This is a genomic window from Streptacidiphilus jeojiense (genome assembly GCF_000719095.1).
Taxonomy (GTDB): domain Bacteria; phylum Actinomycetota; class Actinomycetes; order Streptomycetales; family Streptomycetaceae; genus Streptacidiphilus; species Streptacidiphilus jeojiensis.
Genome location: NZ_JOEH01000021.1, coordinates 20,362 through 43,996 on the forward strand (window position 1 = coordinate 20,362; position 23,635 = coordinate 43,996).

The 23,635-nt window shown below is 72.7% G+C and carries 21 protein-coding genes; 9 read left to right on the forward strand and 12 right to left on the reverse strand.

Going from position 1 to position 23,635, the window contains the following annotated elements:
• Positions 1-47: 47 nt before the first annotated feature.
• The 3 genes from IF29_RS0126230 to IF29_RS0126240 are packed head-to-tail and all read right to left on the reverse strand — an operon-like array spanning position 48 to position 2,650.
• Positions 48-821: an ABC transporter permease gene (locus IF29_RS0126230; protein ID WP_232242440.1), complete on the reverse strand. Its 774-nt coding sequence runs from the start codon at positions 819-821 to the stop codon at positions 48-50.
• A gap of 26 nt (positions 822-847) precedes the next feature.
• A complete protein-coding gene (locus IF29_RS0126235) occupies positions 848-1,684 on the reverse strand; it encodes an ABC transporter permease (RefSeq protein WP_084714980.1) in 837 nt (278 codons plus the stop codon).
• Positions 1,685-1,705: 21 nt separating this feature from the next.
• Complete coding sequence (locus tag IF29_RS0126240; RefSeq protein WP_030259702.1) at positions 1,706-2,650, reverse strand: ABC transporter ATP-binding protein; 945 nt, start codon at positions 2,648-2,650, stop codon at positions 1,706-1,708.
• A gap of 145 nt (positions 2,651-2,795) precedes the next feature.
• Between IF29_RS0126240 and IF29_RS0126245 the strand changes: the two genes are divergently transcribed.
• From IF29_RS0126245 to IF29_RS0126255, 3 genes are all read left to right on the forward strand, one after another.
• Positions 2,796-4,514 (forward strand): glycoside hydrolase family 99 protein, encoded by a 1,719-nt coding sequence (locus IF29_RS0126245; RefSeq protein WP_030259705.1) that lies wholly within the window; start codon positions 2,796-2,798, stop codon positions 4,512-4,514.
• A gap of 154 nt (positions 4,515-4,668) precedes the next feature.
• Positions 4,669-4,863, forward strand: a complete 195-nt coding sequence (locus tag IF29_RS0126250) for a hypothetical protein (protein WP_030259707.1) — start codon at positions 4,669-4,671, stop codon at positions 4,861-4,863.
• Between the two features lie 228 nt (positions 4,864-5,091).
• Positions 5,092-6,135 carry a phosphatidylinositol-specific phospholipase C domain-containing protein gene (locus IF29_RS0126255; protein WP_037596716.1) on the forward strand — a complete coding sequence of 348 codons (1,044 nt, stop codon included), beginning with the start codon at positions 5,092-5,094 and terminating at the stop codon, positions 6,133-6,135.
• 89 nt (positions 6,136-6,224) lie between these two features.
• On the opposite strand, the gene IF29_RS0126260 is transcribed toward IF29_RS0126255, so the two are convergent.
• Positions 6,225-7,964: a pyruvate dehydrogenase gene (locus tag IF29_RS0126260; protein ID WP_030259711.1), complete on the reverse strand. Its 1,740-nt coding sequence runs from the start codon at positions 7,962-7,964 to the stop codon at positions 6,225-6,227.
• Between the two features lie 157 nt (positions 7,965-8,121).
• Here IF29_RS0126260 and IF29_RS0126265 point away from each other — a divergent pair, with 157 nt between their 5' ends.
• The 4 genes from IF29_RS0126265 to meaB all read left to right on the forward strand — a co-directional run bounded on the left by IF29_RS0126265 (position 8,122) and on the right by meaB (position 13,575).
• Positions 8,122-8,352 (forward strand): hypothetical protein, encoded by a 231-nt coding sequence (locus tag IF29_RS0126265; protein WP_030259713.1) that lies wholly within the window; start codon positions 8,122-8,124, stop codon positions 8,350-8,352.
• Positions 8,353-8,486: 134 nt separating this feature from the next.
• On the forward strand, positions 8,487-10,331 hold the full coding sequence (locus IF29_RS0126270; RefSeq protein WP_030259715.1) for a methylmalonyl-CoA mutase family protein: 1,845 nt from the start codon (positions 8,487-8,489) through the stop codon (positions 10,329-10,331).
• A complete protein-coding gene (gene scpA, locus IF29_RS0126275) occupies positions 10,328-12,553 on the forward strand; it encodes a methylmalonyl-CoA mutase (RefSeq protein ID WP_030259717.1) in 2,226 nt (741 codons plus the stop codon). Before IF29_RS0126270 ends, scpA begins: the two co-directional genes overlap by 4 nt.
• Complete coding sequence (gene meaB / locus IF29_RS0126280) at positions 12,550-13,575, forward strand: methylmalonyl Co-A mutase-associated GTPase MeaB (RefSeq protein WP_084714982.1); 1,026 nt, start codon at positions 12,550-12,552, stop codon at positions 13,573-13,575. The genes scpA and meaB overlap by 4 nt, the downstream gene beginning before the upstream one ends.
• A 29-nt stretch (positions 13,576-13,604) precedes the next feature.
• Here the strand turns inward: meaB and IF29_RS0126285 are convergent, their stop codons facing one another.
• The 3 genes from IF29_RS0126285 to IF29_RS42380 all read right to left on the reverse strand — a co-directional run bounded on the left by IF29_RS0126285 (position 13,605) and on the right by IF29_RS42380 (position 16,273).
• Positions 13,605-14,231, reverse strand: a complete 627-nt coding sequence (locus tag IF29_RS0126285) for a TetR/AcrR family transcriptional regulator (RefSeq protein ID WP_051726026.1) — start codon at positions 14,229-14,231, stop codon at positions 13,605-13,607.
• Between the two features lie 74 nt (positions 14,232-14,305).
• Positions 14,306-15,784: an MFS transporter gene (locus IF29_RS0126290; protein WP_030259721.1), complete on the reverse strand. Its 1,479-nt coding sequence runs from the start codon at positions 15,782-15,784 to the stop codon at positions 14,306-14,308.
• 108 nt (positions 15,785-15,892) lie between these two features.
• Positions 15,893-16,273, reverse strand: coding sequence for a hypothetical protein (locus IF29_RS42380; protein ID WP_030259722.1), 381 nt, complete (start codon positions 16,271-16,273; stop codon positions 15,893-15,895).
• A gap of 133 nt (positions 16,274-16,406) precedes the next feature.
• Here IF29_RS42380 and IF29_RS0126300 point away from each other — a divergent pair, with 133 nt between their 5' ends.
• Both IF29_RS0126300 and IF29_RS0126305 read left to right on the forward strand, forming a co-directional pair.
• Entirely contained in the window at positions 16,407-17,432 is a 1,026-nt protein-coding gene (locus IF29_RS0126300) for an alpha/beta hydrolase-fold protein (protein WP_030259724.1), read from the forward strand.
• Between the two features lie 36 nt (positions 17,433-17,468).
• On the forward strand, positions 17,469-18,818 hold the full coding sequence (locus IF29_RS0126305; protein ID WP_030259727.1) for an FAD-dependent oxidoreductase: 1,350 nt from the start codon (positions 17,469-17,471) through the stop codon (positions 18,816-18,818).
• Here the strand turns inward: IF29_RS0126305 and IF29_RS43860 are convergent.
• The 5 genes from IF29_RS43860 to IF29_RS0126330 form a co-directional block, all read right to left on the reverse strand.
• Positions 18,755-19,066, reverse strand: a complete 312-nt coding sequence (locus IF29_RS43860) for a DUF6296 family protein (RefSeq protein WP_269665024.1) — start codon at positions 19,064-19,066, stop codon at positions 18,755-18,757. The two genes, IF29_RS0126305 and IF29_RS43860, sit on opposite strands and share 64 nt — an antisense overlap.
• 150 nt (positions 19,067-19,216) lie before the next feature.
• Positions 19,217-19,690, reverse strand: coding sequence for an ATP-binding protein (locus IF29_RS0126315; protein ID WP_232242442.1), 474 nt, complete (start codon positions 19,688-19,690; stop codon positions 19,217-19,219).
• Positions 19,691-19,724: 34 nt separating this feature from the next.
• Positions 19,725-20,132 (reverse strand): STAS domain-containing protein, encoded by a 408-nt coding sequence (locus tag IF29_RS0126320; protein ID WP_030259737.1) that lies wholly within the window; start codon positions 20,130-20,132, stop codon positions 19,725-19,727.
• 41 nt (positions 20,133-20,173) lie between these two features.
• Positions 20,174-21,841 (reverse strand): fused response regulator/phosphatase, encoded by a 1,668-nt coding sequence (locus IF29_RS0126325; protein ID WP_063757609.1) that lies wholly within the window; start codon positions 21,839-21,841, stop codon positions 20,174-20,176.
• On the reverse strand, positions 21,838-23,634 hold the full coding sequence (locus IF29_RS0126330) for an ATP-binding response regulator (RefSeq protein WP_063757610.1): 1,797 nt from the start codon (positions 23,632-23,634) through the stop codon (positions 21,838-21,840). Before IF29_RS0126330 ends, IF29_RS0126325 begins: the two co-directional genes overlap by 4 nt.
• Position 23,635 lies beyond the last annotated feature (1 nt).

Consider the following 23,635-nt stretch of genomic DNA (forward strand, 5'->3'; position numbering starts at 1 on the left):
GTCCGCGCCGCCCTGCCCCGGTTGCCGGGACCGCTGCTGCCGAGTCGTCAGTGCAGCAGCAGCCTCTGCATCCGGGGCAGGGCGATCCGCAGCCCCAGCGCGCCCATCAGCAGCAGGTACACCGCGGGCAGCAGCAGCGCGGTCCCGGGTTGGCCGAGGGCGGGCAGCCGGATCAGCTGGATGCTCTGGTAGAGCGGCAGGCACTCCACCGCGATCTGGATCGGCCGGGGGTAGACCCCCAGCGGGTAGAAGGTGGTCGCGAACAGGAACATCGGCAGCATCGCCAGCTGGATGAACTGGAAGTCGGCCCAGTTGCGCAGGTAGGTGACCACGGCCAGGCCCACCGAGGCGAAGGCGAAGCCGACCAGTGCGGCGCCGGGGACCACCAGCAGGATCCAGACGGAGTGGACCAGGCCGAAGGCGCCGACCACGGCCAGGAAGCCCAGGGTGATCAGCACCCCGCGCAGCAGCGCCCAGCACACCTCGCCGACCGCCACGTCGTACACGGTCATCGGGGTGGCCAGGATGGAGTCGTAGACGCGCTGCAGCTTCAGCTTGGAGAACATGTTGAAGGTGGTCTCGTTCATCGCGCCGTTCATCGCCGCGGTGGCCAGCAGCGCCGGGGCGACGTACACCGAGTAGCCGATGCCGCCGGCCGGTCCGTGGTCGTCCAGTCCGGGGACGTGGCCGACCAGCTGGCCGATGCCGACGCCGATGGTCAGCAGGTAGAGCATCGGTTCCAGCACCTCGGCCAGCAGCAGGTACCAGGTATGACGGTAGATCAGCAGATTGCGTTCGAGCAGGAGCAGGGCGGCGGGCACGGGAGGCTCCCTATCCGTTCGGCCGGCTATCCGTTGAGCCGGCGGGTGAAGGTGCGGCGGGCGGCCAGGTAGCCCAGCAGCACCAGGGCGGCGAGGTAGCCGGTGTGCAGCGCGCTGCCGCCGGCCGTGGCGGTCCCGGCCACGATCGAGCGGCACAGCGCGATGCCCTGGTAGAGCGGGGTGCAGGCGATCACGCCGTGCAGCCATCCGGGCAGCTGGTCGGTGGAGAAGAAGGTCCCGGAGAACATGTAGAGCGGCATCAGCACGAAGCGGAACACCCCGTTGAGCCGGGCCTGCCGGGTCACCGTGACCGACCAGGCGGCGACCGGCGCGCAGAAGGCCATCCCGGTGAGGGTGGCCGCGGGCACCAGCAGCAGGGCGCGCAGCGGGCCGGTGATGCCGAAGGCGGCGACGACGGCGGTGAAGGCGGTGGCGCTGAGGGCCAGCCGGAAGGCCATGAACAGCAGATGGCCCCCGAGGATGTCGGTGGGGCTCATCAAGGTCGCCGCGGCGGCACGGTAGTTGCCCTGCGGGCGGGCCGACTGGAACACCGGTCCGGCCGCCTCGATGTACCCGGTCTGCATGGCCATCGCGGCCAGCAGCCCTGGGGCGAAGAAGGCGACGTAGGAGCTGCCGTGCAGGTAGCCGCTGCCGCCGTGGTCCACCAGCTTGCCCAGCCCGGCGCCGATGGCGGCCAGGAACAGCAGCGGGTTGGCCACGCTGATCACGACGGTGCCGCGCCAGGTGCGGCGGTAGCGGTGCAGCCAGTAGCTGAACTCCCGCAGCACCGGCGGCGGGGCGGAGTGCGGGGCGGAGTGCGGGGCGGTGCGGGCGGGCGGGGGCTGCAGTGCGGCCGAGGCCATGAGGTTCTTCCCTTCCGGTCTCTAGTCGACGAGGGTGCGGCCGGTCAGGGTGAGGAAGACGTCCTCCAGGCCGGCCCGCCGGACCAGCGCCGTGATCGGGACGATGCCCCGGGCGTGCACCGCGGCCAGTGCGGTCTCGCCGTCCTCGGTGTAGAGCAGCAGCCGGTCCGGCAGCGGCTCCAGCCGGTCGGCCAGGCCCTGCAGCTTCTCCGCGGTCACCGCCTGGTCGCCGGGCGGGACCCGCAGCTCCAGCACCTCCCGGCCGGCATGGGCCTCGATCAGCTCGCGCGGGGTGCCCCCGGCGACGATCCGGCCGCCGTCCATGACCACCAGGCGGTCGCAGAGCTGTTCGGCCTCGTCCATGTAGTGGGTGGTCAGGATGAGGCTGACGCCCTCCGACTTGAGCTGGTAGAGCCGCTCCCAGAGCAGGTGGCGGGCCTGCGGGTCCAGGCCGGTGGTGGGCTCGTCGAGGAGCAGGATCTCCGGTTCGTTGACCAGGCCGCGGGCGATGGTGAGCCGTCGCTTCATGCCCCCGGACAGGGCCGCCACCTGTTCGTCCGCCTTGTCGGTGAGCCGGGCGAACTCCAGCAGCCGGTCGGCGCGCTCGCGGACCACGGGGCGGGGCAGGCCGAAGTAGCGGCCGTAGATCAGCAGGTTCTCCCGGACCGTCAACTCTTCGTCCAGGGTGTCCTCCTGGGGGACCACCCCGATCCTGGCGCGGATCTCGGGGCCGTGGGTGGCCGCGTCCAGGCCGAGCACCCGGAGCGAGCCGCCGCTGAGCGGGGAGACGCAGCTGATCATGCGCATGGTCGAGGATTTGCCGGCCCCGTTGGGCCCGAGGAAGCCGAAGGCCTCGCCGGGGGCCAGGGCGAAGTCGATGCCGTCCACGGCGGTGAAGCCGGAGGGCTGGTAGACCTTGCGCAACCCCTCGGCCACCACCAGAGGCGCGCCCTGATGTTCGTTCAACTGTCTGTCTCCCTCGGCGCCGTCCGGTCGTGCGGGTAACCGTGAAGCTATGCGGCGTCGACAGAATTTCGCAATCTATTTACAGCATCGGGCAAATCCACGACGATTTGACTGTTCATCGTCCATCCACCGGTGAGGACCACTCATGCCAATGTCACGACGGACGTTCATGGCGTCCGTGCTCGGAGGGACCGCCGTCATGGCGGTGACGGGGACCCAGTTGCTGCGCGCCGCGGACGCCGCCGTCGTTCCGGCGGCCAGCCCGGCCGGGGACGTGGTCGGGAAGATCACCGTCGGCTACCAGGGCTGGTTCGCCTGCATCGGGGACGGGGCCCCGATCAACGGCTGGTGGCACTGGAGCCAGAACTGGTCCCAGGCGCCGTCGACCAGCAACAACGCCATCAAGGCATGGCCGGACATGCGCGAGTACACCCACGTCTACCAGACCGGCTACGCCAACCTGAACAACGGCCAGCCGGCGACGCTGTTCTCGTCCTACGACCAGCAGACGGTGGACACCCACTTCCTGTGGATGCAGCAGAACGGCTGCGACACCGCCGCGCTGCAGCGGTTCAACCCCAACAGCAGCGAGGGCCCGACCCGCGACGCCATGGCGGCCAAGGTGCGCAGCTCGGCGGAGACCTACGGGCGCAAGTTCTACATCATGTACGACGCCACCGGCTGGACCAACATGCAGTCGGAGATGAAGGCCGACTGGACCAACAAGATGTCGGCGCACACCGCCTCGTCGGCCTACGCGCGGCAGAACGGCAAGCCGGTGGTGTGCATCTGGGGCTTCGGCTTCAACGACGCCAACCACCCCTGGGACGCGGCCACCTGTCTGGACGTCATCAACTGGTTCAAGGGCCAGGGCTGCTACGTGATCGGCGGGGTGCCGCGCGAGTGGCGCACCGGCACCGGCGGTTCCCGGGCCGGGTACCTGGGCACCTACCACGCCTTCAACATGATCTCGCCGTGGATGGTCGGCGCCATCGGCACCGCGGCCGACTCCGACTCGGTCTACCAGAACATCAACGTCCCGGACCAGGCCGACTGCAACGCCAACGGCATCGACTACCAGCCCTGCGTCCTGCCCGGCGACGTCTCGGGCAACCAGCGCGCGCACGGCGACTTCATGTGGCGGCAGTTCTACAACATGGTCCGGGTCGGCGCCCAGGGCATCTACATCTCCATGTTCGACGAGTACGGCGAGGGCAACCAGATCGCCAAGACCGCCGAGACCCAGGCGGGCGTCCCGGCGGGTTCCGGGCTGCTGGCCCTGGACGCCGACGGCACCGCCTGCTCCTCGGACTACTACCTGCGGCTCACGGCCGACGGCGGTCGGATGCTCAAGGGCCAGATCGCCCTGACCGCCACCCGCCCCACCTCGCCCACCGCCGCCGGCGGACCGACCACCCCGCCGCCCACCACCCCGCCGCCCAGCACCGACCTGGCGCTGCACCAGCCCACCTCGGAGAGCAGCCACACCCAGGTCTACAGCAGCGGCAACGCGGTGGACGGCGACCCCAACACCTACTGGGAGAGCGCCAACAACGCCTTCCCGCAGTGGCTCCAGGTCGACCTCGGCAGCACCCGTGCGGTGGGCCGGATCGTGCTCACCCTGCCGCCCGCCACGGCCTGGGGGACCAGGACGCAGACCATCACGGTGTCCGGCAGCACCGACGGCTCCTCGTTCGCGACCCTGCTCGGCTCGGCCGGCTACACCTTCAACCCGGCGACCGGAAACACCGTCACCGCCACTCTGCCCTCCGGCAGCAGCACCCGGTACCTCCGGCTCACCTTCACCGCCAATACCGGCTGGCCGGCAGGGCAGGCATCCGGGTTCCAGGTGTACGCGTCCTGACCCTCACTCAACTGCTCGGAAATTTCTGTGATTTCCGTGATCCCGGACCCATCCGGACGCGTAACAGCTACGAACGCCTCGCGGAACGCCCGGCAAGGGGCCTTCCTTTGCGATCAGAGCTGCTTCGAAGCCAGGGGGATCCATGGATCGGTGGTTGATCAGAACGCAGTACGGGTACGGCGACGGCTACCGCGCACTGGTCGACGACGAGTGCGCGACCTGTCACGGCAGCGGGCGCACCCGCAACGGCACCCCCTGCCTGCCCTGCGGGGTGCTGATGTCGCCCAAGCAGCAGGAGACGGCGGCCCGGCTGCGGCTGGCGCCGCGACGGCTGTACCTCTGCCGCTGAGCGGAGGCTGCCGCAGTCCCGTGGGGGCCGCGGATCGGACGGGCGCAGCGCCCGGCCGGTCGGCGGCCCCGCGGCGCGAGGGGGCGCCGGGACGCCGACGCCGGAAGGCCAGACCGACGTCATTGTCATGTCACTGGCTATTCCCTCGGGACCCTCAGGATGGTCTAGTCCGGCTGCGCGGCAGTCGCCGCGCTCCGTCCCCGTCCAGGAGGCAGTATGTCCCGCCCCATGCGCCGTGGTCTCCCGTTCCTCGCGCTGCTCGCCGCGGCGCTGCTGGTGCCGGCCGGTACCAGCAGCGCCGTCGACACCGGATCCCTCGGCGAGGCGAGTGCCACCACCGTCGGCATCCACAACACCTACGACCCCAGCGCGTTCCCCTACCTGGCGGACGCGCTGGACACCGGCACCTCGATGATCGAGCTGGACGTCTGGGACGACTTCATCACCAAGGAGTGGAAGGTCAGCCACTCCAACCCGCTGGGGAACAGCAACAACTGCGTGGACGCCAGCAGCGCCTCCCAGCTCTACAGCGGCGGCGCCAACAAGGACCTGGGCAGCTGCCTGGACGACGTCAGGGTCTGGCTGGCGGCGCACCCCGGCCACGCCCCGCTGATGATCAAGATCGAGCTGAAGGCGGGCTTCCAGGCCACCTACGGCCTCGGCCCGACCCAGCTGGACCAGACCATCGCCGCGCACCTGGGCAGCGACGTCTTCCGCCCCGCCGACCTGCTGGCCAAGCCCGGCGGCGGCCAGTACGCCACGCTGGACGCGGCGGCCAAGGCCAACAACTGGCCCAGCCGCAGCGCGCTGGCCGGCAAGGTGATCCTGGAGATCATCCCCGGCACGGTGGAGGAGGCCAACCCCACCGACACCCTGTGGACCGACAAGGAGTACGCCCAGCACCTCAACACCCTGTCGGCCGCAGGCCAGTTGAGCCAGGCCCAGATCTTCCCCGCGGTCCACAACGCCCAGGCCGGCGACCCGCGCACGCGCTACTCCGACACCACGCTGCGGCCCTGGTTCGTGGTCTTCGACGGTGACGCCTCGACCTACCTCAACGGCAGCATCGACACCTCCTGGTACGACACCAACCACTACCTGCTGGTGATGACCGACGCCCAGAACGTCCCGCCGGCCATCGACGACACCAACCCGACCGAGGCCCAGGCCGAGGCCAAGGTGGCCCAGCTGGCGGCCGCGCACGCCAGCGTGGTCTCCAGCGACTGGACCAAGCTCCCCACGGTCCAGTCCGAGGCCCTGCCCCGCGGCTGACGCCCGGTCAGAGAGGTTGAGGCGGACCGCCGACGCGGTGACCACGTCGGCGGTTCGTCCGGCCCGCTCGGAACGGGGTCAGGGCGGAGTCAGGGCCGGGGGATGTTGCGGAGGTTGGCTCGGGCCAGGGACAGCATGGTGCCCACGCCGCCGTCCAGGACGGTGCGGCCGGCGGAGAGGGCGAAGCCGCGGATCTGGGAGAGCTCGATGTGGGAGGGGACCGACAGCGAGTTGGGGTCGGTGACCAGCTGGACCAGGGCCGGGCCAGGGGTGTTCAGGGCGTCGGCCAGGGCCGCGTGCACCTCGGTGGGCTTCTCCACCCGGACGCTGGGGATGCCGATCCCGGCGGCGACGGCGGCGTAGTCGACGGCGGGGTGGTCGGTGCCGAAGGCCGGCAGCCCGTCCACCATCATCTCCAGCCGGACCATGCCGAGCGAGGAGTTGTCGAACACCACCACCTTGACGTTCAGGTCGTGCTGGCGCACCGTGATCAGCTCGCCGAGCAGCATGCCCAGGCCGCCGTCGCCGGACATCGAGACGATCTGCCGGTCGCGGTCGGCGAAGGCGGCGCCGATGGCGTGCGGGAGGGCGTTGGCCATCGACCCGTGGGCGAAGGAGCCGATCACCCGGCGGCGGCCGTTGGGCGTGAGGTAGCGGGCGGCCCAGACGTTGTTCATGCCGGTGTCGACGGTGAACACGGCGTCGTCGGCGGCCAGCTCGTCCAGGACCGAGGCGGCGTACTCGGGGTGGATCGGGACGTGGTTCTCCACCTTGCGGGTGTAGGCGCTGACGGCTCCGCTCAGCGCCCGCTCGTGCTTGCGCAGCATCTCGTCCAGGAACCGCCGCGACCCCTTCACCTCCAGCAGCGGCAGCACCGCGCGCAGGGTCGCCCCGACGTCGCCGTGCACGGCCAGCTCCAGCGGGGTGCGGCGGCCCAGCCGGCGGGCGTCCCGGTCCACCTGGACGGTGTGGGCCTGCGGCAGGAAGGCGTCGTAGGGGAAGTCGGCGCCCAGCATCAGCATCAGGTCGGCCTCGTGCAGCGCGTCGTAGCAGGCCCCGTAGCCGAGCAGGCCGACCATCCCCACGTCGTAGGGGTTGTCGAACTGGATCCACTCCTTGCCGCGCAGGGTGTGGCCGACCGGGGCCTTCACGGTCTCGGCCAGCCGCATCACCTCGGCGTGGGCGTCGCGGGTGCCGGCGCCGCAGAACAGGGTGACCCGCTCGGCGGCGTTGATCCGGTCCGCCAGCGCCCGCACCGTCGCCGGCTCCGGCACCACCGGCGCCAGCACCGCGGCGGGGGCGGAGCTGCCGGCCGGGTGGGCGGCCGGCTCGTCGGCGATGTCGCCGGGCAGCACCAGCACCGAGACGCCGGGGGTGGCCACCGCGTGCTGCACCGCGATCCTGGCGATCCGCGGCATCTGGGCCGGCTGGGAGACCAGCTCGCAGTAGTCGGCGGCCTCGGCGAAGAGCTGCTCCGGATGGGTCTCCTGGAAGTAGCCGGTGCCGATCTGGGTGGAGGGGATGTGCGAGGCGATGGCCAGCACCGGGGCGCTGCTGCGCCGGGCGTCGTAGAGGCCCTGGACCAGATGGGTGTTGCCGGGGCCGCAGGAGCCCGCGCAGACCGCCAGCCTGCCGGTGACCTGCGCCTCCGCGGCGGCGGCGAAGGCGGCGGCCTCCTCGTTGCGGACGTGCACCCACTCGATCCCGTCGGTCCGTCGGATGGCGTCGACCAGCGGGTTGAGGCTGTCGCCGACGACGCCGTAGATGCGCTCGACGCCGGACTGGAGCAGGACCTGGACGAACTGGTCGGCGACCTTGGAACGGGCCATGGGACTTCCTCGGGGTCGGTGCGGCCGCGGGTGCGGGGGAACGCGTGCACGACGCCTGATACCCCGAATCGCCGGGAGATCACCTGTGTCCCGCGACACACGCCCGACCGGCCCACCCGGGGTGCCCCGAGCGCCGCGACGGGGGCAGTCTGGGGGTATGAGCGACGACACCGCACCCCTTCCGTCACCGTCGGAGCACCATCTGATCGAGGTGGCCGGCTACCACGCCGACACCCGTTTCCGGCTCGTCAGGTTCAAGGGCATCGGCTGGGAGCCGCTGGCGGAGGACGAGTTCGAGCTGAGGGTACGGCAGGTCTTCCCCGACATCGACCTCGACGATCCGGAGCAGGTGTTCTGGAGCGACCGCCCCCGCGAGTGGCCCAGGTAGCGGGCACGGTGGCACACCCCTCGGCAGACCGCTCGGCACTCCCGGATGGCACTCCGCGGCGCCAGGAGTGCAAGAGGTCAAGGTCACAGTTGGCTGACCTGCAATCAGCAGTTAACCGCCTCTAACCTACGAGCATGACGGTCTCGCCCCAAGGGCTCTCCCTGGCCGCCGAGTTCCCGGAAGCGAGTCGGGAGCAGTGGCAGCGCCTCGTCGAAGGTGTCCTCCGCAAGTCGGGTGCGGAGGATGTCTCGGGCGTGCAGGCCGAGAGCAGGCTCAGCACCCGGCTCCAGGACGGCATCACGGTCCGGCCGCTCTACACCTCCGCCGACGCCCCGGCCGTGACCAGCGGCTATCCCGGCTTCGCCCCGTTCGTGCGCGGCAGCCGGGCGCAGGGGGCGGTGCCCGGGGGGTGGGAGGTGCGGCAGCAGCACGCGCACCCGGATCCGCGCCGGGCCAACGAGGCGGTCCTCGCCGACCTGGAGAACGGCGTGGGCTCGCTCTGGCTCACCGTCGGCGCGGCCGGACTGCCGGTGGCCGGGCTGCCGACCGCCCTGGAAGGGGTCTACCTCGACCTCGCGGGCGTGGTCCTGGACGCCGGCAGCGAGACCACCGCCGCCGCCGAGCAACTCTTTCGGGTGTACCAGGAGCGCGGCATTCCCGCGGACGCCCCCTGGGGCAGCCTGGGCGCCGACCCGCTGGGGCTGACCGCCCGTACCGGCGACCAGCGGTTCGCCGCGACCGACGAGGCGACCGCGCTGGCGGTGCGCTGCGTCCGGGACCACCCCGGGCTGCGCGCGCTGACCGTGGACGCCCTCGCCTACCACGACGCCGGCGCCTCGACCGCCGAGGAGCTGGGCTGCTCGCTGGCGACCGGCGTCGCCTATCTGCGCGCGCTGACGGCGGCCGGGCTGACCGTCGATCAGGCGGCGGCGCAGCTGGAGTTCCGCTACGCCGCCACCGCCGACCAGTTCAGCACCATCGCCAAGCTCAGGGCCGCCCGCCGGCTCTGGGCCCGGGTCGCCGAGGTCAGCGGGGTCGCCGGGCCGGGGGCCGCGCAGCGCCAGCACGCGGTCACCTCCTCGGTGATGGCCACCGAGCGCGACCCCTGGGTGAACATGCTCCGCGGCACCGTCGCCTGCCTGGCCGCCGGGGTCGGCGGTGCGGACGCGGTGACCGTGCAGCCCTTCGACAGCGCGCTGGGACTGCCGGACGCCTTCGCCCGCCGGATCGCCCGCAACACCCAGGCGATCCTGGTGGAGGAGTCGCACCTGGCCCGGGTGATCGACCCGGCCGGCGGCTCCTGGTACGTGGAGAGCCTCACCGATGAGCTGGCCCGGGCCGCCTGGGCGTGGTTCCAGGAGATCGAACGGGCCGGCGGCCAGGCAGCGGCGCTGTCGTCCGGGCTGGTGGGGGAGCGGATCGCGGGGACCTGGGCGGCCCGCAGCGAGGACCTGGCGCACCGGCGCGAGCCGGTGACCGGGGTCAGCGAGTTCCCCAACCTGGCCGAACCCCCGGTGCGGCGCGAGCCCGCGCCGGAGCCGCCGGGCGGTGGCCTGCCCAGGGTGCGCAGCGCGCAGGCCTTCGAGGCGCTGCGGACGCGCTCGGACCGGCAGCTGGCCGCGACCGGGGCCCGTCCCCGGGTGTTCCTGGTGACGCTGGGCCCGGCGGCCGTGCACACCGGTCGGTCCTCCTTCGCCGCCAACCTGTTCCAGGCCGGCGGCATCGAGACGGTGACCGGCGAAGGCGCCGAGGCGTTCCGGGCCGGCGGCGCGACGGTGGCGGTGCTGTGCTCCAGCGACCGGCTCTACGCCGAGCAGGGCGAGCAGGCGGTGGCGCAGCTGCGGGAGGCCGGCGCCGAGCGGGTACTGCTGGCGGGCAAACCGGGGACTGTCAGTGGCGTGGACGACCATGTGTTCACCGGCTGCGACGCCGTTGCCGTCCTCACTTCCACCCTGGACCTGATCGGAGCGGTGCGATGATCCCCGATTTCACCGAGGTACCGCTCGACGGCGAGCAGCCGGGCCCGGCCGCCACCGACGAGGACTGGCGCGCGGCCTGGGAGCAGGCGGCAGGAAAAGCCGCCGGCGACGGCGATTCCGCGGAGCTGGTCTGGGACACCCCGGAGGGCATCGCCGTCAAACCGCTCTACACCGGCGACGACCTGGCCGGGGTGGACTTCCTGTCCACCTACCCGGGCATCGCCCCGTTCCTGCGCGGCCCGTACCCCACCATGTACGTCAACCAGCCGTGGACGATCCGTCAGTACGCCGGGTTCTCCACCGCCGAGGAGTCCAACGCCTTCTACCGGCGCAATCTGGCGGCCGGTCAGAAGGGGCTCTCGGTCGCTTTCGACCTGCCCACCCACCGCGGCTACGACAGCGACCACCCCCGGGTGACCGGTGACGTCGGCATGGCCGGGGTGGCCATCGACTCCATCTACGACATGCGCCAGCTGTTCGACGGCATCCCGCTGGACCGGATGTCCGTTTCGATGACCATGAACGGCGCGGTGCTGCCGGTGCTGGCGCTCTACATCGTCGCGGCCGAGGAGCAGGGGGTGCCGCCCGAGAAGCTGGCCGGGACCATCCAGAACGACATCCTCAAGGAGTTCATGGTCCGCAACACCTACATCTACCCGCCGCAGCCCTCGATGCGGATCATCTCCGACATCTTCGCCTACACCTCGCAGCGGATGCCGCGCTACAACTCCATCTCCATCTCCGGCTACCACATCCAGGAGGCCGGGGCCACGGCCGACCTGGAGCTGGCCTACACCCTGGCCGACGGGGTGGAGTACCTGCGCGCCGGGCTGGCGGCCGGCATGGACGTGGACTCCTTCGCGCCGCGGCTGTCGTTCTTCTGGGCCATCGGCATGAACTTCTTCATGGAGATCGCCAAGCTGCGGGCGGCCCGGCTGCTGTGGGCGAAGCTGGTCCGGCAGTTCGACCCGCAGAACCCCAAGTCCCTCTCGCTGCGCACCCATTCGCAGACCTCGGGCTGGTCGCTGACCGCGCAGGACGTCTTCAACAACGTCACCAGGACCTGTGTGGAGGCGATGGCGGCCACCCAGGGCCACACCCAGTCGCTGCACACCAACGCCCTGGACGAGGCGCTGGCGCTGCCCACCGACTTCTCCGCGCGGATCGCCCGCAACACCCAGCTGATGCTCCAACAGGAGTCCGGCACCTGCCGGGTGATCGACCCCTGGGGCGGCAGCGCCTACGTCGAGAAGCTGACCCAGGACCTGGCCGAGCGGGCCTGGCAGCACATCCAGGAGGTGGAGGCGGCCGGCGGGATGGCCAAGGCCATCGACGCGGGCATCCCCAAGCTGCGCATCGAGGAGGCCGCGGCCAGGACCCAGGCCCGGATCGACTCCGGGCGGCAGCCGGTGATCGGGGTCAACAAGTACCGGGTCGCCACCGACGAGAAGATCGACGTGCTCAAGGTCGACAACTCCTCGGTCCGCGCCCAGCAGGTCGAGAAGCTGCGCCGGCTGCGCGCCGAACGCGACGAGCAGGCCTGTCAGGCGGCGCTGCGGGCGCTGACCGAGTCGGCCCGGGCCGGTGCCCGCAACGACGGCACCCTGGACGGCAACCTGCTGGCGCTGGCGGTGGACGCGGCCCGGGCGATGGCCACGGTCGGAGAGATCTCCGACGCGCTGGAGGCGGTGTACGGGCGGCACGCGGGACAGATCCGTACCATCACCGGTGTGTACCGCGAGGAGGCAGGAGCGACCGGGGCCGTGGAGCAGAGCCGTGCGCTGGTGCGGGCGTTCCAGGAGGCGGAGGGCCGGCGGCCGCGCATCCTGGTGGCCAAGATGGGCCAGGACGGCCACGACCGCGGCCAGAAGGTGATCGCCACCGCCTTCGCCGACCTGGGCTTCGACGTGGACGTCGGCGCGCTGTTCCAGACGCCGGAGGAGGTGGCCCGGCAGGCGGTGGAGGCCGATGTGCACGTGGTCGGCGTCTCCTCGCTGGCGGCGGGGCACCTCACCCTGGTGCCGGCGCTGCGCGCGGCGTTGGCCGAGGCCGGGCGCGAGGACATCACCATCGTGGTCGGCGGGGTGATCCCGCCGCAGGACTTCGACGCGCTCTACGCGGCGGGCGCCGCGGCGGTCTTCCCGCCCGGCACGGTGATCCCGGAGGCGGCCATCGACCTGCTGCGGACCCTGGCCGAATCGCTCGGCCACGAGCTGACGTGACGGCTCGGCAGAACCCGGGGCGGCCCCGGCCGGTGGACGTCGAGGCCTATGCGGCCGGGGTGCTGGCCGGTTCGCGGGCCTGGATCGCCCGGGCGGTCACCCTGGTCGAGTCCACCCGCGCGGACCACCGGGAGGCGGCGCAGCGGCTGCTGGTGGAGCTGCTGCCGCACTCCGGCCAGGCGGTCCGGGTGGGCATCACCGGGGTCCCCGGTGTCGGCAAGTCGACCTTCATCGACGCGCTGGGCACCCTGCTCACCGGCCGCGGCCACCGGGTGGCGGTGCTCGCCGTCGACCCGTCCTCGACCCGGACCGGCGGCTCCATCCTCGGCGACAAGACCCGGATGGAGCGGCTGGCCGTCGATCCGAACGCCTTCGTGCGCCCCTCGCCGACCTCGGGCACCCTCGGCGGGGTGGCCAGGGCGACCCGGGAGAGCATGGTGGTGATGGAGGCGGCCGGCTACGACGTGGTGCTGGTGGAGACCGTCGGGGTGGGGCAGTCGGAGACCACCGTCGCCAACATGGTGGACACCTTCGTGCTGCTCACCCTGGCCAGGACCGGCGACCAGCTGCAGGGCATCAAGAAGGGCGTGCTGGAGCTGGCGGACCTGGTCGCGGTCAACAAGGCCGACGGCGAGCACCTGGTCGCCGCCCGCTCGGCCGCCCGCGAACTGGCCGGCGCGCTGCGGCTGATGCGCTCCCCGGACGCGGCCTGGAACACGCCGGTGCTGACCTGCAGCGGCCGTGAGGGGCTGGAGCTGGAGGAGCTCTGGGAGACGGTCGAGCAGCACCGCCGGATCCTGGACGGCACCGGGTCGCTGGCCGCACGGCGCAGTGAGCAGCAGGTGCAGTGGGTCTGGGCGATGGTCCGCGACCAGCTGCTGACCCGGCTGCACGAGGACGCCGCAGTGCGGGAGTTGACGCCGGATCTGGAACAGCGGGTCAGGGACGGCAAGCTGACGGCGACGCTGGCGGCGGAGCAGATCCTGGCGGCCTTCGGCGGCGGAGAGCCCACTACCGGGTAGGCCGGGCCGGCGAAGTCGGTGCGGCGGGTTCAGGCGCCGCGCGGGGCCCCGCTGATCCGGGCCAGGTCGGCCCGGCTGACGGGGGGCCGGGTGCTGGGCGGCTCGGGGGCGCGCAGTCCGGCGAGGTGGATGTCGAGGTGCCGCTCCCAGGCGTCCGGGGCGACCGCTCCGGCGGACTCCACCACGCCGCGCACCCCCCAGATGGTGGCCTGGACGTCGCCGAGGGTGATCTCCGGACGGATCCGGCCGTGCCGCTGTGCCTGCGCCAGCAACTGGTCGATCAGGTCCCGCAGATGTTCGGCGCACTCCTGCCGGGTGTGGCTGACCAGTTTGTCGATGTAGCCGCGGTGCCTGCTGAAGTGGTTGCCCAGAATCCGGAGGAAGTTCTCCAGCCCGGAGGCCTCGTCCCGGGCCAGCTCCTGGTCGGCGGCATTGATCAGCTGTTCCAGCAGGGTCACCACCAGGGCGTCGATCAGCGCCTCCTTGTTGGGGAAGCGGCGGTAGACCGTGCCCACGCCGACCCCCGCGCGGGAGGCGATCAGCTCCATGCTGGCGTCGGTGCCGTGCTCGGAGATGACGTCGAGGGCGGCGTCCAGGACCAGCCGGTGGTTGCGGGCGGCGTCGCGTCGCATGGGGCGCCCTTCCGGCTGGTCCATCGGATCCGTCCTCCTGGTCGTGGAGTGCTGCTGGCGTCCTGAGCTGCTGAGTCGCAGTTTAGGGGCCGCGGCCGCTACTCCGGCTTGTCCCCGATCAGCGTGCCCCCCGCGACCACACCGAGCTCCGGGTGGGCCGGCTCGTCCGCGGGCAGCGCGGAGGCGACCTTGCGTCCGGCCCGGGAGGCCGGGATCACCACGGCGGCCAGTGCGGCGATGACCATGGCGCCGGCCAGCATGGCGAAGCCGTGGGTGTAGCCGGCCTCCCGCGGCAGCCCGCTGGGCTGGGCGTTGGCGGTGACGATGCTGGCCATCAGCGCGGCCCCGATCGATCCGCCGATGGTGCGGATGTTGGCGTTCATCCCGCTGGCCACGCCGGTCTGCTCCGGCGGGACGGCGGCGACGATCAGACCGGACATGGCCGCGAAGGCGAGGCCGAAGCCGATGCCCATGATCCCGGTGGCCAGGTAGAGCTCCCAGGTGTGGCTGTGCGCGAAGGCCAGCAGCAGCATCGGCACGACGCTGACCAGGCAGCCGAGCAGCACCACGGCCTTGGCGCCGATCCGGCGGGAGAGGCCGCCGGCCGCCATGCCGATCGCGAACATGGTGACCGTGGAGGGCAGCAGGATCAGCCCGGACTGGGTGATGCTGGCGCCGAAGCCGTACCCGGCGGCCTTGGGGGTCTGCACGAACTCGGGCAGGAACGCGAACACCGCGTACATGCCGACGCCGATCAGCAGCGCGACCAGGTTGTTGGTCCACACGGCCTTGCGGCGCATCATGGTCATGTCGATCAGCGGGGTGGCCGCGCGCAGCTCGACCAGGACCCAGCCGGCGGCCAGCACCACGGCGGCGACCAGCAGGCCGATCACCTTGCCGGAGCCCCAGCCCCAGGTGGGCGCCTCGCTGAGGGCCACCAGCAGGGCGACCAGCCAGGCGGACAGCAGCAGTGCCGGGGCCCAGCTGATCCGGCCCGGGGTGCGCACCGGGGACTCGGGGACCAGGAAGTGGGCGGCCACGGCGGCGGCGATGGTCAGGATCATCGGCAGCCAGAACAGCCAGTGGTAGTCCAGCGCGTCCACGATCGGTCCGGCCAGCACGATGCCCAGGCCCGCGCCGACGGCGCTCAGCGAGGCGATCGCGCCGATGGCGCCGTTGAGCTTCTCGCGCGGGAACTCGTCCCTGATGATGCCGAAGGCCAGCGGCAGCACGCCGCCGCCGACGCCCTGGATCACCCGGGCCACGATCATCACGGTGACGCTGCCGGCCAGCGCGGCCAGCAGCGAGCCGGCGGCCAGGGCTATCAGCGTCGCCACGAAGACGCGCTCCTTGCCGATCATGTCGCCGATCCGGCCCATGATCGGGGTGAAGATCGAGGCGGAGAGCAGATAGGCCGTCAGGACCCAGGTGACGGTCGACTGGGTGGTGTGCAGATTGGCCTGGATCGTCGGCAGGACGGGTGTGACCAGCGACTGCAGCAGGGCATAGGCGGCGACGCCCGCCGCGAGGACCGCGAAGGTCACCTGGTGGTGCGTGCGCCGGGACTCGGACGCCATGGAACTCCTCATTCACCGCAAACAGAAGCGGAATGGTCATTCCGCCGCTGCTGACCCTACGCCCCCGGAATGACGGTTCCGTTTCGTCCCGGCCGTCTGCGACGAAGCTCACACGGCTCCGGAGCCCGAGGAGGGGATGTCGTCGGTCAGCCCGCACAGCCAGGCCAGGGCGTCATGGGCGCCCTGGAGGTAGTCGCGCGGGGCCATCCGGTGCAGCCGGTCGTCCAGTTGGGCCACCGAGGCGTCCACCTCGGCGGTGATGTGGGCCAGGTCGGGGATGTCGAAGTCGGGGCGGGCGCCGGTGATCGGGGCGCTGCTGCCCCGTCCCAGGGCCCAGAGGTAGGCGGCCAGGGCGCCTCGGCAGTACTGGGTCTGCAACTGCGGCGCGGCAGCGGCGGCCTCCAGTTCGGCGAAGGCCTGTTCGACGTCGGTGCGGGGGCGGGTGCCGATGAAGTCCTCGGCCCGGACGGGTGCGCTGGGATCGGTCATGGCTGTCGTCTGACCCGGGGACCGCGATGAATGCCTGTGCCGAGCCCCTGGTGGCCTGACAGGCCGTCGGACCCGGTGTGGCAGGGTGGGGCCGGTGCCCGTCCGGGTACCCACCTGCCCCGAAGGAGCACCGATGCTTCCCTGGTCCGCCGAGCTGGCCGGACGGATCGACGAACAGGTCGTCACCAGTGACCTGCTGCGCGACAACCACCTGGGCGACCCGTTCGAGCGCCCGCTGCACGTCTACCTGCCGCCCGGCTACGACGACCAGCCGGACCGCCGCTACCCCGCCGTCTACGTGATCCAGGGCTACACCGGCCACCTGGGCATGTGGTACAACCGCACCCCCTTCCGGCAGCCCTTCCCGGAGACCGCGGACGCGCTGTTCGCCGCGGGGACGCCGCCGGTGATCGTGGTCCTGGTCGACGCCTGGACCTCCTACGGCGGCAGCCAGTTCGTCGACTCGCCCGGCACCGGCCGCTACCACTCCTACCTCTGCGACGAGGTCGTCCCCTTCGTCGACGCGCGCTACCGCACCCTGGCCGACCGCGACCACCGGGCCATCTCCGGCAAGTCCAGCGGCGGCTTCGGCGCGATGATCACCCCGATGCTGCGCCCCGACCTGTTCGGCGCCCTGGCCACCCACGCCGGCGACGCCCTCTACGAGTACTGCTACATCGCCGAGTTCCCCCAGGTGGTCCGGGCGCTGCGGCCCTGGGACGGCGACGTCGCGGCCTGGTGGGACGACTTCCGCGGTCGCCCGGCGCTGACCAGGCCCGGCGACGACACCGTGCTCTCCGCCCTCGGCGTGGCCGCCTGCTTCTCCGCGGACCCGGACGGCACCCCGCGGCTGCCCTTCGACACCCGCACCGGCGAGCTGTTCCCGGAGCTGTGGCAGCGCTGGCTGGCGCTGGACCCGGTGCGGATGGTCCCCGAGCACGCAGCCGCGGTCTCCTCGCTGCGCGCGGTGTGGATCGACGCCGGCACCCGCGACGAGTACTACCTGGACATCGGCGCCGAGGCCTTCCACCGTGCGGTGCTGGCCGCCGGACTGCCCGAGGAGTCGATCCACTTCGAGCTCTTCGAGGCCGGCCACGGCGGCATCGACTACCGCTACCCGCTGGCCCTGGACTGGCTCGCCCGCCGCATCCAGCCCTGAGCGGCCGGCCCCGACCGAGCCGTTAGTCTCCGGAGCATGACGGAGCATCTGGTGGTCGTGGGCGGGGATGCAGCGGGGATGAGCGCGGCGGCGCAGGCGAGACGGCTGCGGGGGCCGGAGCGGTTGCGGATCACCGCGTTCGAGCGCGGGCACTTCAGCTCGTACTCGGCCTGCGGCATCCCCTACTGGGTCGGCGGCGACGTGCCCGAGCGGGACGCGCTGATCGCGCGGACCCCGGAGCAGCACCGGGCCCAGAGGATCGACCTGCGGATGCGCACCGAGGTGGTCGAACTGGACCTGGACCGGCGCCGGGTGCGCAGCCGCGACCTGGAGGACGGCAGCGAGGCCTGGACCGGCTTCGACCAGCTGGTCATCGGCACCGGGGCCGAGCCGGTCCGGCCCCCGCTGCCGGGTTTCGACGCGCCCGGGGTGCACGGCGTGCAGACCCTGGACGAGGGCCAGGCGCTGCTGCGGACGCTGGAGCGGGACTGCCGCAGGGCGGTGGTGGTCGGCGGCGGCTACATCGGCATCGAGATGGCCGAGGCCATGGTGCGGCGCGGCCTCGACGTCACCGTGGTGCACCGGGCGCCCGAGCCGATGTCCACGCTGGACCCGGACATGGGACGGCTGGTGCGCGAGGCCATGGAGGGCATGGGCATGGAGGTGGTGCCCGGCGCCGAGGCCAAGGAGGTGCTGCTGGGCCCGGACGGGCGGCCCAGGGCGGTGGTCAGCAGCGCCGGGGAGCACCCGGCCGACGTGGTGGTGCTGGGTCTGGGCGTGCGGCCGCGCACGGAGCTGGCGCGCGCCGCCGGGCTGCCGCTGGGGGAGTCCGGCGGGCTGCGCACCGAGGACACCATGCGGGTGCGCGGGCAGGAGGGGATCTGGGCCGGCGGGGACTGCGTCGAGGTGCTGGACCGGGTCTCCGGCCGGTACCGGCACATCGCGCTGGGGACGCACGCCAACAAGCAGGGCCGGGTGATCGGCATCAATCTCGGCGGCGGCAGCGCGGTGTTCCCGGGCGTGGTGGGGACCGCGGTCAGCAAGGTGTGCGCGCTGGAGATCGCCCGCACCGGGCTGAAGGAGCGCGAGGCGGAGGCGGCCGGGCTGGCCTACGAGTCGGCCGTGATCGAGGCGACCAGCAGGGCGGGCTACTACCCGGGCGCCGCCCCGATGACGGTCAAGATGACCGCCGAGCGGGGCAGCGGACGGATGCTGGGCCTGCAGATCGTCGGCCGCGAGGGCGCGGCCAAGCGGGTGGACATCGGCGCCGTCGCGCTGACCGCGGGGATGACGGTCGATCAGGTGGTCTCGCTGGACCTGGGCTACGCGCCGCCGTTCTCCCCGGTCTGGGACCCGGTGCAGGTGGCGGCCCGCCGACTGCTCTGAGCCGGCAGCGGGCGGCAGCCCGAGGGGCGGCGCGGGCGCTGGTGGGCGCTGGTGGCGAGCATCCGGACCTCGCCGCGGTCGCTGATCTCGGCGCGGATGATGCCGGTGTCGTCGGCGTAGACGGGGTGGCCGCCGGGCCCGCGGCTGCTGGTGCGGTGGACCACCACGCCGTCCGGGGACCTGCGGTCGGCGGCGGCGTGGTCGGGGGCTGGGCGGTCGGCCCCGGACAGGGGCTGGGCGAAGGTCAGTTCGAAGCGCGGGGTGTCGAAACGGGCGCTGGTACTGGGGGCCGTCGTCAAGGTGGGAGACCGTTCTGTGCGTGGCGGGACGGGCTGGACGGTCGTCTGCCCCCGATCACCCGGCCCATGCCCCCCTTCCGTCCCTGGACCCCCAGGACCTCAGTCCTCGCTGACGACCGCCGCCCGCAGCGGGGAGGCGACCTCCACCCAGACCGCCTTGCCGGAGCCGCGCGGGGTGGTGCCCCATTCGCGGCTGAGCCGCTCCACCACGTGCAGGCCGTGGCCGCCGGGGAGCGAGGGCGTGGCCGTGCGCGGGGACGGAGCGGTCGGGCTGGGGTCGGTGACCTCGACCCGGAGCCGCTCGTCGGTGCAGTGCAGGGCCAGCTCCTCGGGACCGCCGGCGTGCAGGCAGGCGTTGGTGACCAGCTCCGAGACCAGCAGCAGCACGTCCTCGACCACCAGCAGCTGCTCCTGGGCGGTGTCGGTCGACTCGTCGGCCGGGATCCACTGCCAGTCCGTCAGGGCGGCCCGGGTGAAGTCGCGGCAGCGTCCGATCAGGCCCCGTCCGCCGGACAGCGCCAGCCGCCGCGTCTGCCCGCCCGCGGGCAGACCCGGCCGGGCGTCCGGGCTCACCGTGCACCGCGCAGGGGGCGGCGGCTGCGCCCCGTCATGTCTCCTCCACCCCGGCCGTGGCGCCACCGTTGAGCGCGTCGGCCAGCGTGGGGTAGGTCCGGAACACCCCGTCGGCGCCGGTGATCTCAAACAGCCGGGCGACGGCCGCGCGCAGGCCGGACAGTTCCACGGCGGTGCCGGCGTCGGCGGCGGACAGTCGGGCCCGCAGCAGCACGTTCAGGCCGGTGGAGTCGCAGAACTCCAGGCCCTCGCAGTCCACCAGCACCCGTGGCGTGCCCCCGTCCAGCACCGTCTCCAGGGCGCCGCTGAGCACGTCGGCGGTGTCGTGGTCCAACTCCCCGGCCAGCCGCAGCACGGTGGCGTCCGGAGCGGGGTCGACGGAGACGGTGAAGCGCCCGCCGTCGGCGCCCTGGTCGGTCGCTCCCGCGACTCCTCGGTCCATGCAGTTCGCTCCTCGCCCGCTGCCCGTTGCGTCGTTGCCCATCATGCCCCAGCGCCGGTCGTCATGGTCACGGTCCCCGGAGCCCCGGGCGGCTCCTGGGCCGCGGTGACGGCCCCGATCCGGGCGGCGAAGAGCACGATGTCGTCCTCCTGGGGCCGGTCGAAGGAGTCCAGCAGGGCCCGGCACAGCCGCTCGGGATCGCGGGGCGCGCCGGCCGCAGCCGCCCGCAGCTGCTCCAGACTGACCGTCAGATCCACTCCGCGGACCTCCACCAGGCCGTCGGTGACCAGCAGCAGCACCGTACCCGGGGGGATCTCCCGGCGCACCGAGTCGGGTTGGGGCAGGTTCAGGCCGAGCAGCGGGCCGTGCTCGCGGACGAACCGCCCCTCGCCGCCGACGGGATCCAGCAGCAGCGGCGGCAGATGGCCGGCGTTGGCGATCTCCACGCTCCCGCCGTCCGGCGCGACCAGGACCAGGCAGATGGTCGCGGTCCACCCCGGTCGCACCGTGGTCAGCAGGGTGTCCAGGCGCTCCAGTACGGCCCGCGGTCCGTGGCCGTCGATGGCGTAGGCACGCAGGGCGTGCCGCAGCTCGCCCATGACCACGGCGGCCTCCAGCGAGTGGCCGACCACGTCACCGACCGCCAGCAGCAGCCCGGTCGGGGTCTCCACGGCCTCGTAGAAGTCCCCGCCGATCTCGTTCTGCGCGGTGGCCGCGATGTAGCGGACCGCCAGCCGCACCCCCGGCCGCTGCGGCAGCCGGCCCGGCAGGAAGGCCCGCTGCAGGGTCACCGCGAGGGTGTGCTCCTCGGTGTAGCTGCGCAGCGCCTCCAGCGCCAGCGCGCAGGCCTGGGCGAACTGGGTCAGCAGCTTGCGGTCCTCGCCGGTGGTCGCCGCTGCGGCTTCCACGGCGATGCAGACCGGGGGCCGGCCGCGCTTGGTACGTGCGGCGACCAGGGTGACCGCGCCCTGCAACGGCAGCGCACCGACCTCGGGGAGGTCGGTGACGGCCACCCCGGTACGGCTGCCCAGGCCCGGCGCCGACAGCCGGGCCAGCAGCTCCGTCGTGGCCTGGCCGGAGGAGGGCCGACCGGCCGCCGTGATGTGCGTCAGATGGACGGTGTCGGCGTGCGGCGACTGGGTCAGCACGGCCGCGGCCGAGCCGATCAACGCGCTCGCGCCACGGGCCGCGGCGGCGGCCAGGGTCTCCGCGCCGGGAGCCGCGTAGATCTCCAGCGTCACCTCGTTGAGGGTGGTCAGCCGTTGGGCCAGCCGCTCGGCCCGGGACCTGGCCCGGCTGTAGCGCAGCGCCGAGGTGACCGTGGCCAGTAGCTCGCTGGGGGCGATCGGCTCGGTGAGGTAGGCGTCCGCGCCCCGGTAGAGGCCCTGGGTGCGGTCGCCGGTGCCGATCGCGGTGGCGGACACATGGATCACCGGGATGCCGGTGGTGAACGGATCGTCCTTGATCCGCTCGCAGACCTCGAAGCCGCTCATGTCGGGAAGGTGCACGTCCACGACGGCCAGTTCGGGCATCGGCTCGCCGCTGCTGCGGCGCTCCTCGAGCAGGGCGAGGCCCTGGCCGCCGTCCTCGGCCTCCAGCACCGTGTGGCCCGCCCGGGAGAGCCAACTGCCCAGGATGTAGCGGTTGGTGGCGTTGTCCTCGACGATCAGCACCACGGCGGGGATGTCGTCGCCCTCGGCGTGGGTCATGATCGCTGTCCTTCGTCCGCGTCGGGGGGAGTGCCGGCCCGTACGGCCGGGTAGAGGATGTCGGCCAGCCGGGCGGCGGTGGCGCCGTGCTTGGACAGCACCGCGCGGGCGTGGCCCAGCCGCTCGGTGGCGCGCTCGGCCTGGTCCGCCGCCGTGATCACGACCACCGGCACGGTGCTGAGCTCCGGATCGGCTGACAGCTCGGCGAGCACGGCGTAGCCGTCGGTTCCGGGCATCTGCAGGTCGAGCAGGACCGCGTCGGGCCGCAGCCGGCGCACCTCGGCGACCACCCGGGCACCCTCGTGGACCTGCACCACCCGCTCGGCCAACTGCTCCAGCACCGGGCGGAACAGCTCCGCGAACACCGGGTCGTCGTCGACGGTGAGCAGGGTGCCCAGCCGCCGCACCGGCGCGGGCGCGTCGACGGTGCGCAGCGGCAGCCGCAGCGTCACCGTGGTTCCCTGGCCCGGGCGGCTGGCCAACTGCAGGCTGCCGCCCAGCAGTTCGGCCAGCCTGCGGGCGTACGGCAGGCCGAGGCCGGTGCCCGCCCGGTTGCGCTGGTGCGGGCCGGGGACCTGGTAGAACTCCTCGAACACCCGGGTCTGCTGGTCCTCGGGGATGCCCACGCCGGTGTCGCTGACGACCAGCACCAGCCACTCGTCCTCGGTGCCGACCTCCAGCCGCACCTCGCCGCTGCGGGTGAACTTCAGGCCGTTGGAGAGCAGGTTGCGCAGGATCCGGGCCAGCATCACCTCGTCGGTCAGCAGCTCCGGGAGGTCCTCGCGGTCCGGGACCACCAGGGCCACCTCGCCGCGCGGTGCCGCGCCGACCATCAGCCCGCGCACCTGCGCCAGCAGCGCGCGCAGGTCCACCGGGGCCGGCCGGGGCTCCAGCCGGCCCGCCTCCGCCTTGGCGACGTCCAGCAGTTCGTCGACCAGGACCAGCAGCATGCTGCCGGCCGAGCCGACCAGGGCGACCTGGCGGCGCTGCTCGGCGGTCAGCGGCTCGGCGGCGGGGTCCAGCAGCAGCCGGCTCAGTCCGATCACCGAGTTGAGCGGGGTGCGCAGCTCGTGGCTGACGTTGGACCAGAACCGGGTCTTGGACTCGCTGGCCTCGCGCAGCAGCCGGCTCTTCTCGTCCAGCTCCGCGTAGAGGGCGACGACACCCCGGTTGGTCTCCTCCAACTCCTCGGAGAGTTCGGTGTAGAGCGCCACCACACCCTGGTTGGTCTGTTCCAGCTCCTGGTTGAGCAGGTGCAGCGCCTCCTGCTGCCGGCGGGACTCCTCCAGCGCGGCCATCAGGTCCAGGGTCTGCGCACGCAGGTCCTCGGTCAGGCTGTCGCCGCTGCCGGCGACGCTCCGCAGCGCCGCGCGGATCCGCGCGGCCCGGTCGGCGACGGGCTCCGGGGACCCGGGCAGCGGCCAGGCGATGACGACGCTGCCGCCCGGCCTTCCGCCGCCGGCCGGCTCCCAGCGCACCTGCGGCAGCAGCCGGGCCACCGCGGCGAGCGTCTCCGCCCCGGGGGTGCGCGCGTCGGTCCAGTCGAGGCTGACGGCCAGCTCCCGGTGGCCCAGGGCGAAGACGGCCCGCAGCGGCTGCGGCCGCAGCAGGTCGCGTCCCAGCTCGCTGAGCGCGGTGGCCAGCCGCACCCGGTCCTGGTTCTCCAGTCCGGCCGCCTCGGCGCAGTCCTTGGCGGTGCGGCGCAGCACGAAGACGTCCCGCTCGACGCCGACGGCCATGACGAGCAGCGTCTCGGCGCTGTCCGCGGCGGTCTCCCGGTGGTCCTGACTCACC

Coding starts and splice junctions, on each gene's coding strand:
- IF29_RS0126235 (WP_084714980.1), bottom strand. CDS start 1,684: ATGGCCTCGGCCGCACTGCAGCCCCCGCCCGCCCGCACCGCCCCGCAC.
- IF29_RS0126245 (WP_030259705.1), top strand. CDS start 2,796: ATGCCAATGTCACGACGGACGTTCATGGCGTCCGTGCTCGGAGGGACC.
- IF29_RS0126255 (WP_037596716.1), top strand. CDS start 5,092: ATGCGCCGTGGTCTCCCGTTCCTCGCGCTGCTCGCCGCGGCGCTGCTG.
- IF29_RS0126260 (WP_030259711.1), bottom strand. CDS start 7,964: ATGGCCCGTTCCAAGGTCGCCGACCAGTTCGTCCAGGTCCTGCTCCAG.
- IF29_RS0126265 (WP_030259713.1), top strand. CDS start 8,122: ATGAGCGACGACACCGCACCCCTTCCGTCACCGTCGGAGCACCATCTG.
- IF29_RS0126270 (WP_030259715.1), top strand. CDS start 8,487: ATGACGGTCTCGCCCCAAGGGCTCTCCCTGGCCGCCGAGTTCCCGGAA.
- scpA (WP_030259717.1), top strand. CDS start 10,328: ATGATCCCCGATTTCACCGAGGTACCGCTCGACGGCGAGCAGCCGGGC.
- IF29_RS0126285 (WP_051726026.1), bottom strand. CDS start 14,231: ATGGACCAGCCGGAAGGGCGCCCCATGCGACGCGACGCCGCCCGCAAC.
- IF29_RS0126290 (WP_030259721.1), bottom strand. CDS start 15,784: ATGGCGTCCGAGTCCCGGCGCACGCACCACCAGGTGACCTTCGCGGTC.
- IF29_RS42380 (WP_030259722.1), bottom strand. CDS start 16,273: ATGACCGATCCCAGCGCACCCGTCCGGGCCGAGGACTTCATCGGCACC.
- IF29_RS0126300 (WP_030259724.1), top strand. CDS start 16,407: ATGCTTCCCTGGTCCGCCGAGCTGGCCGGACGGATCGACGAACAGGTC.
- IF29_RS0126305 (WP_030259727.1), top strand. CDS start 17,469: ATGACGGAGCATCTGGTGGTCGTGGGCGGGGATGCAGCGGGGATGAGC.
- IF29_RS0126320 (WP_030259737.1), bottom strand. CDS start 20,132: ATGGACCGAGGAGTCGCGGGAGCGACCGACCAGGGCGCCGACGGCGGG.
- IF29_RS0126325 (WP_063757609.1), bottom strand. CDS start 21,841: ATGACCCACGCCGAGGGCGACGACATCCCCGCCGTGGTGCTGATCGTC.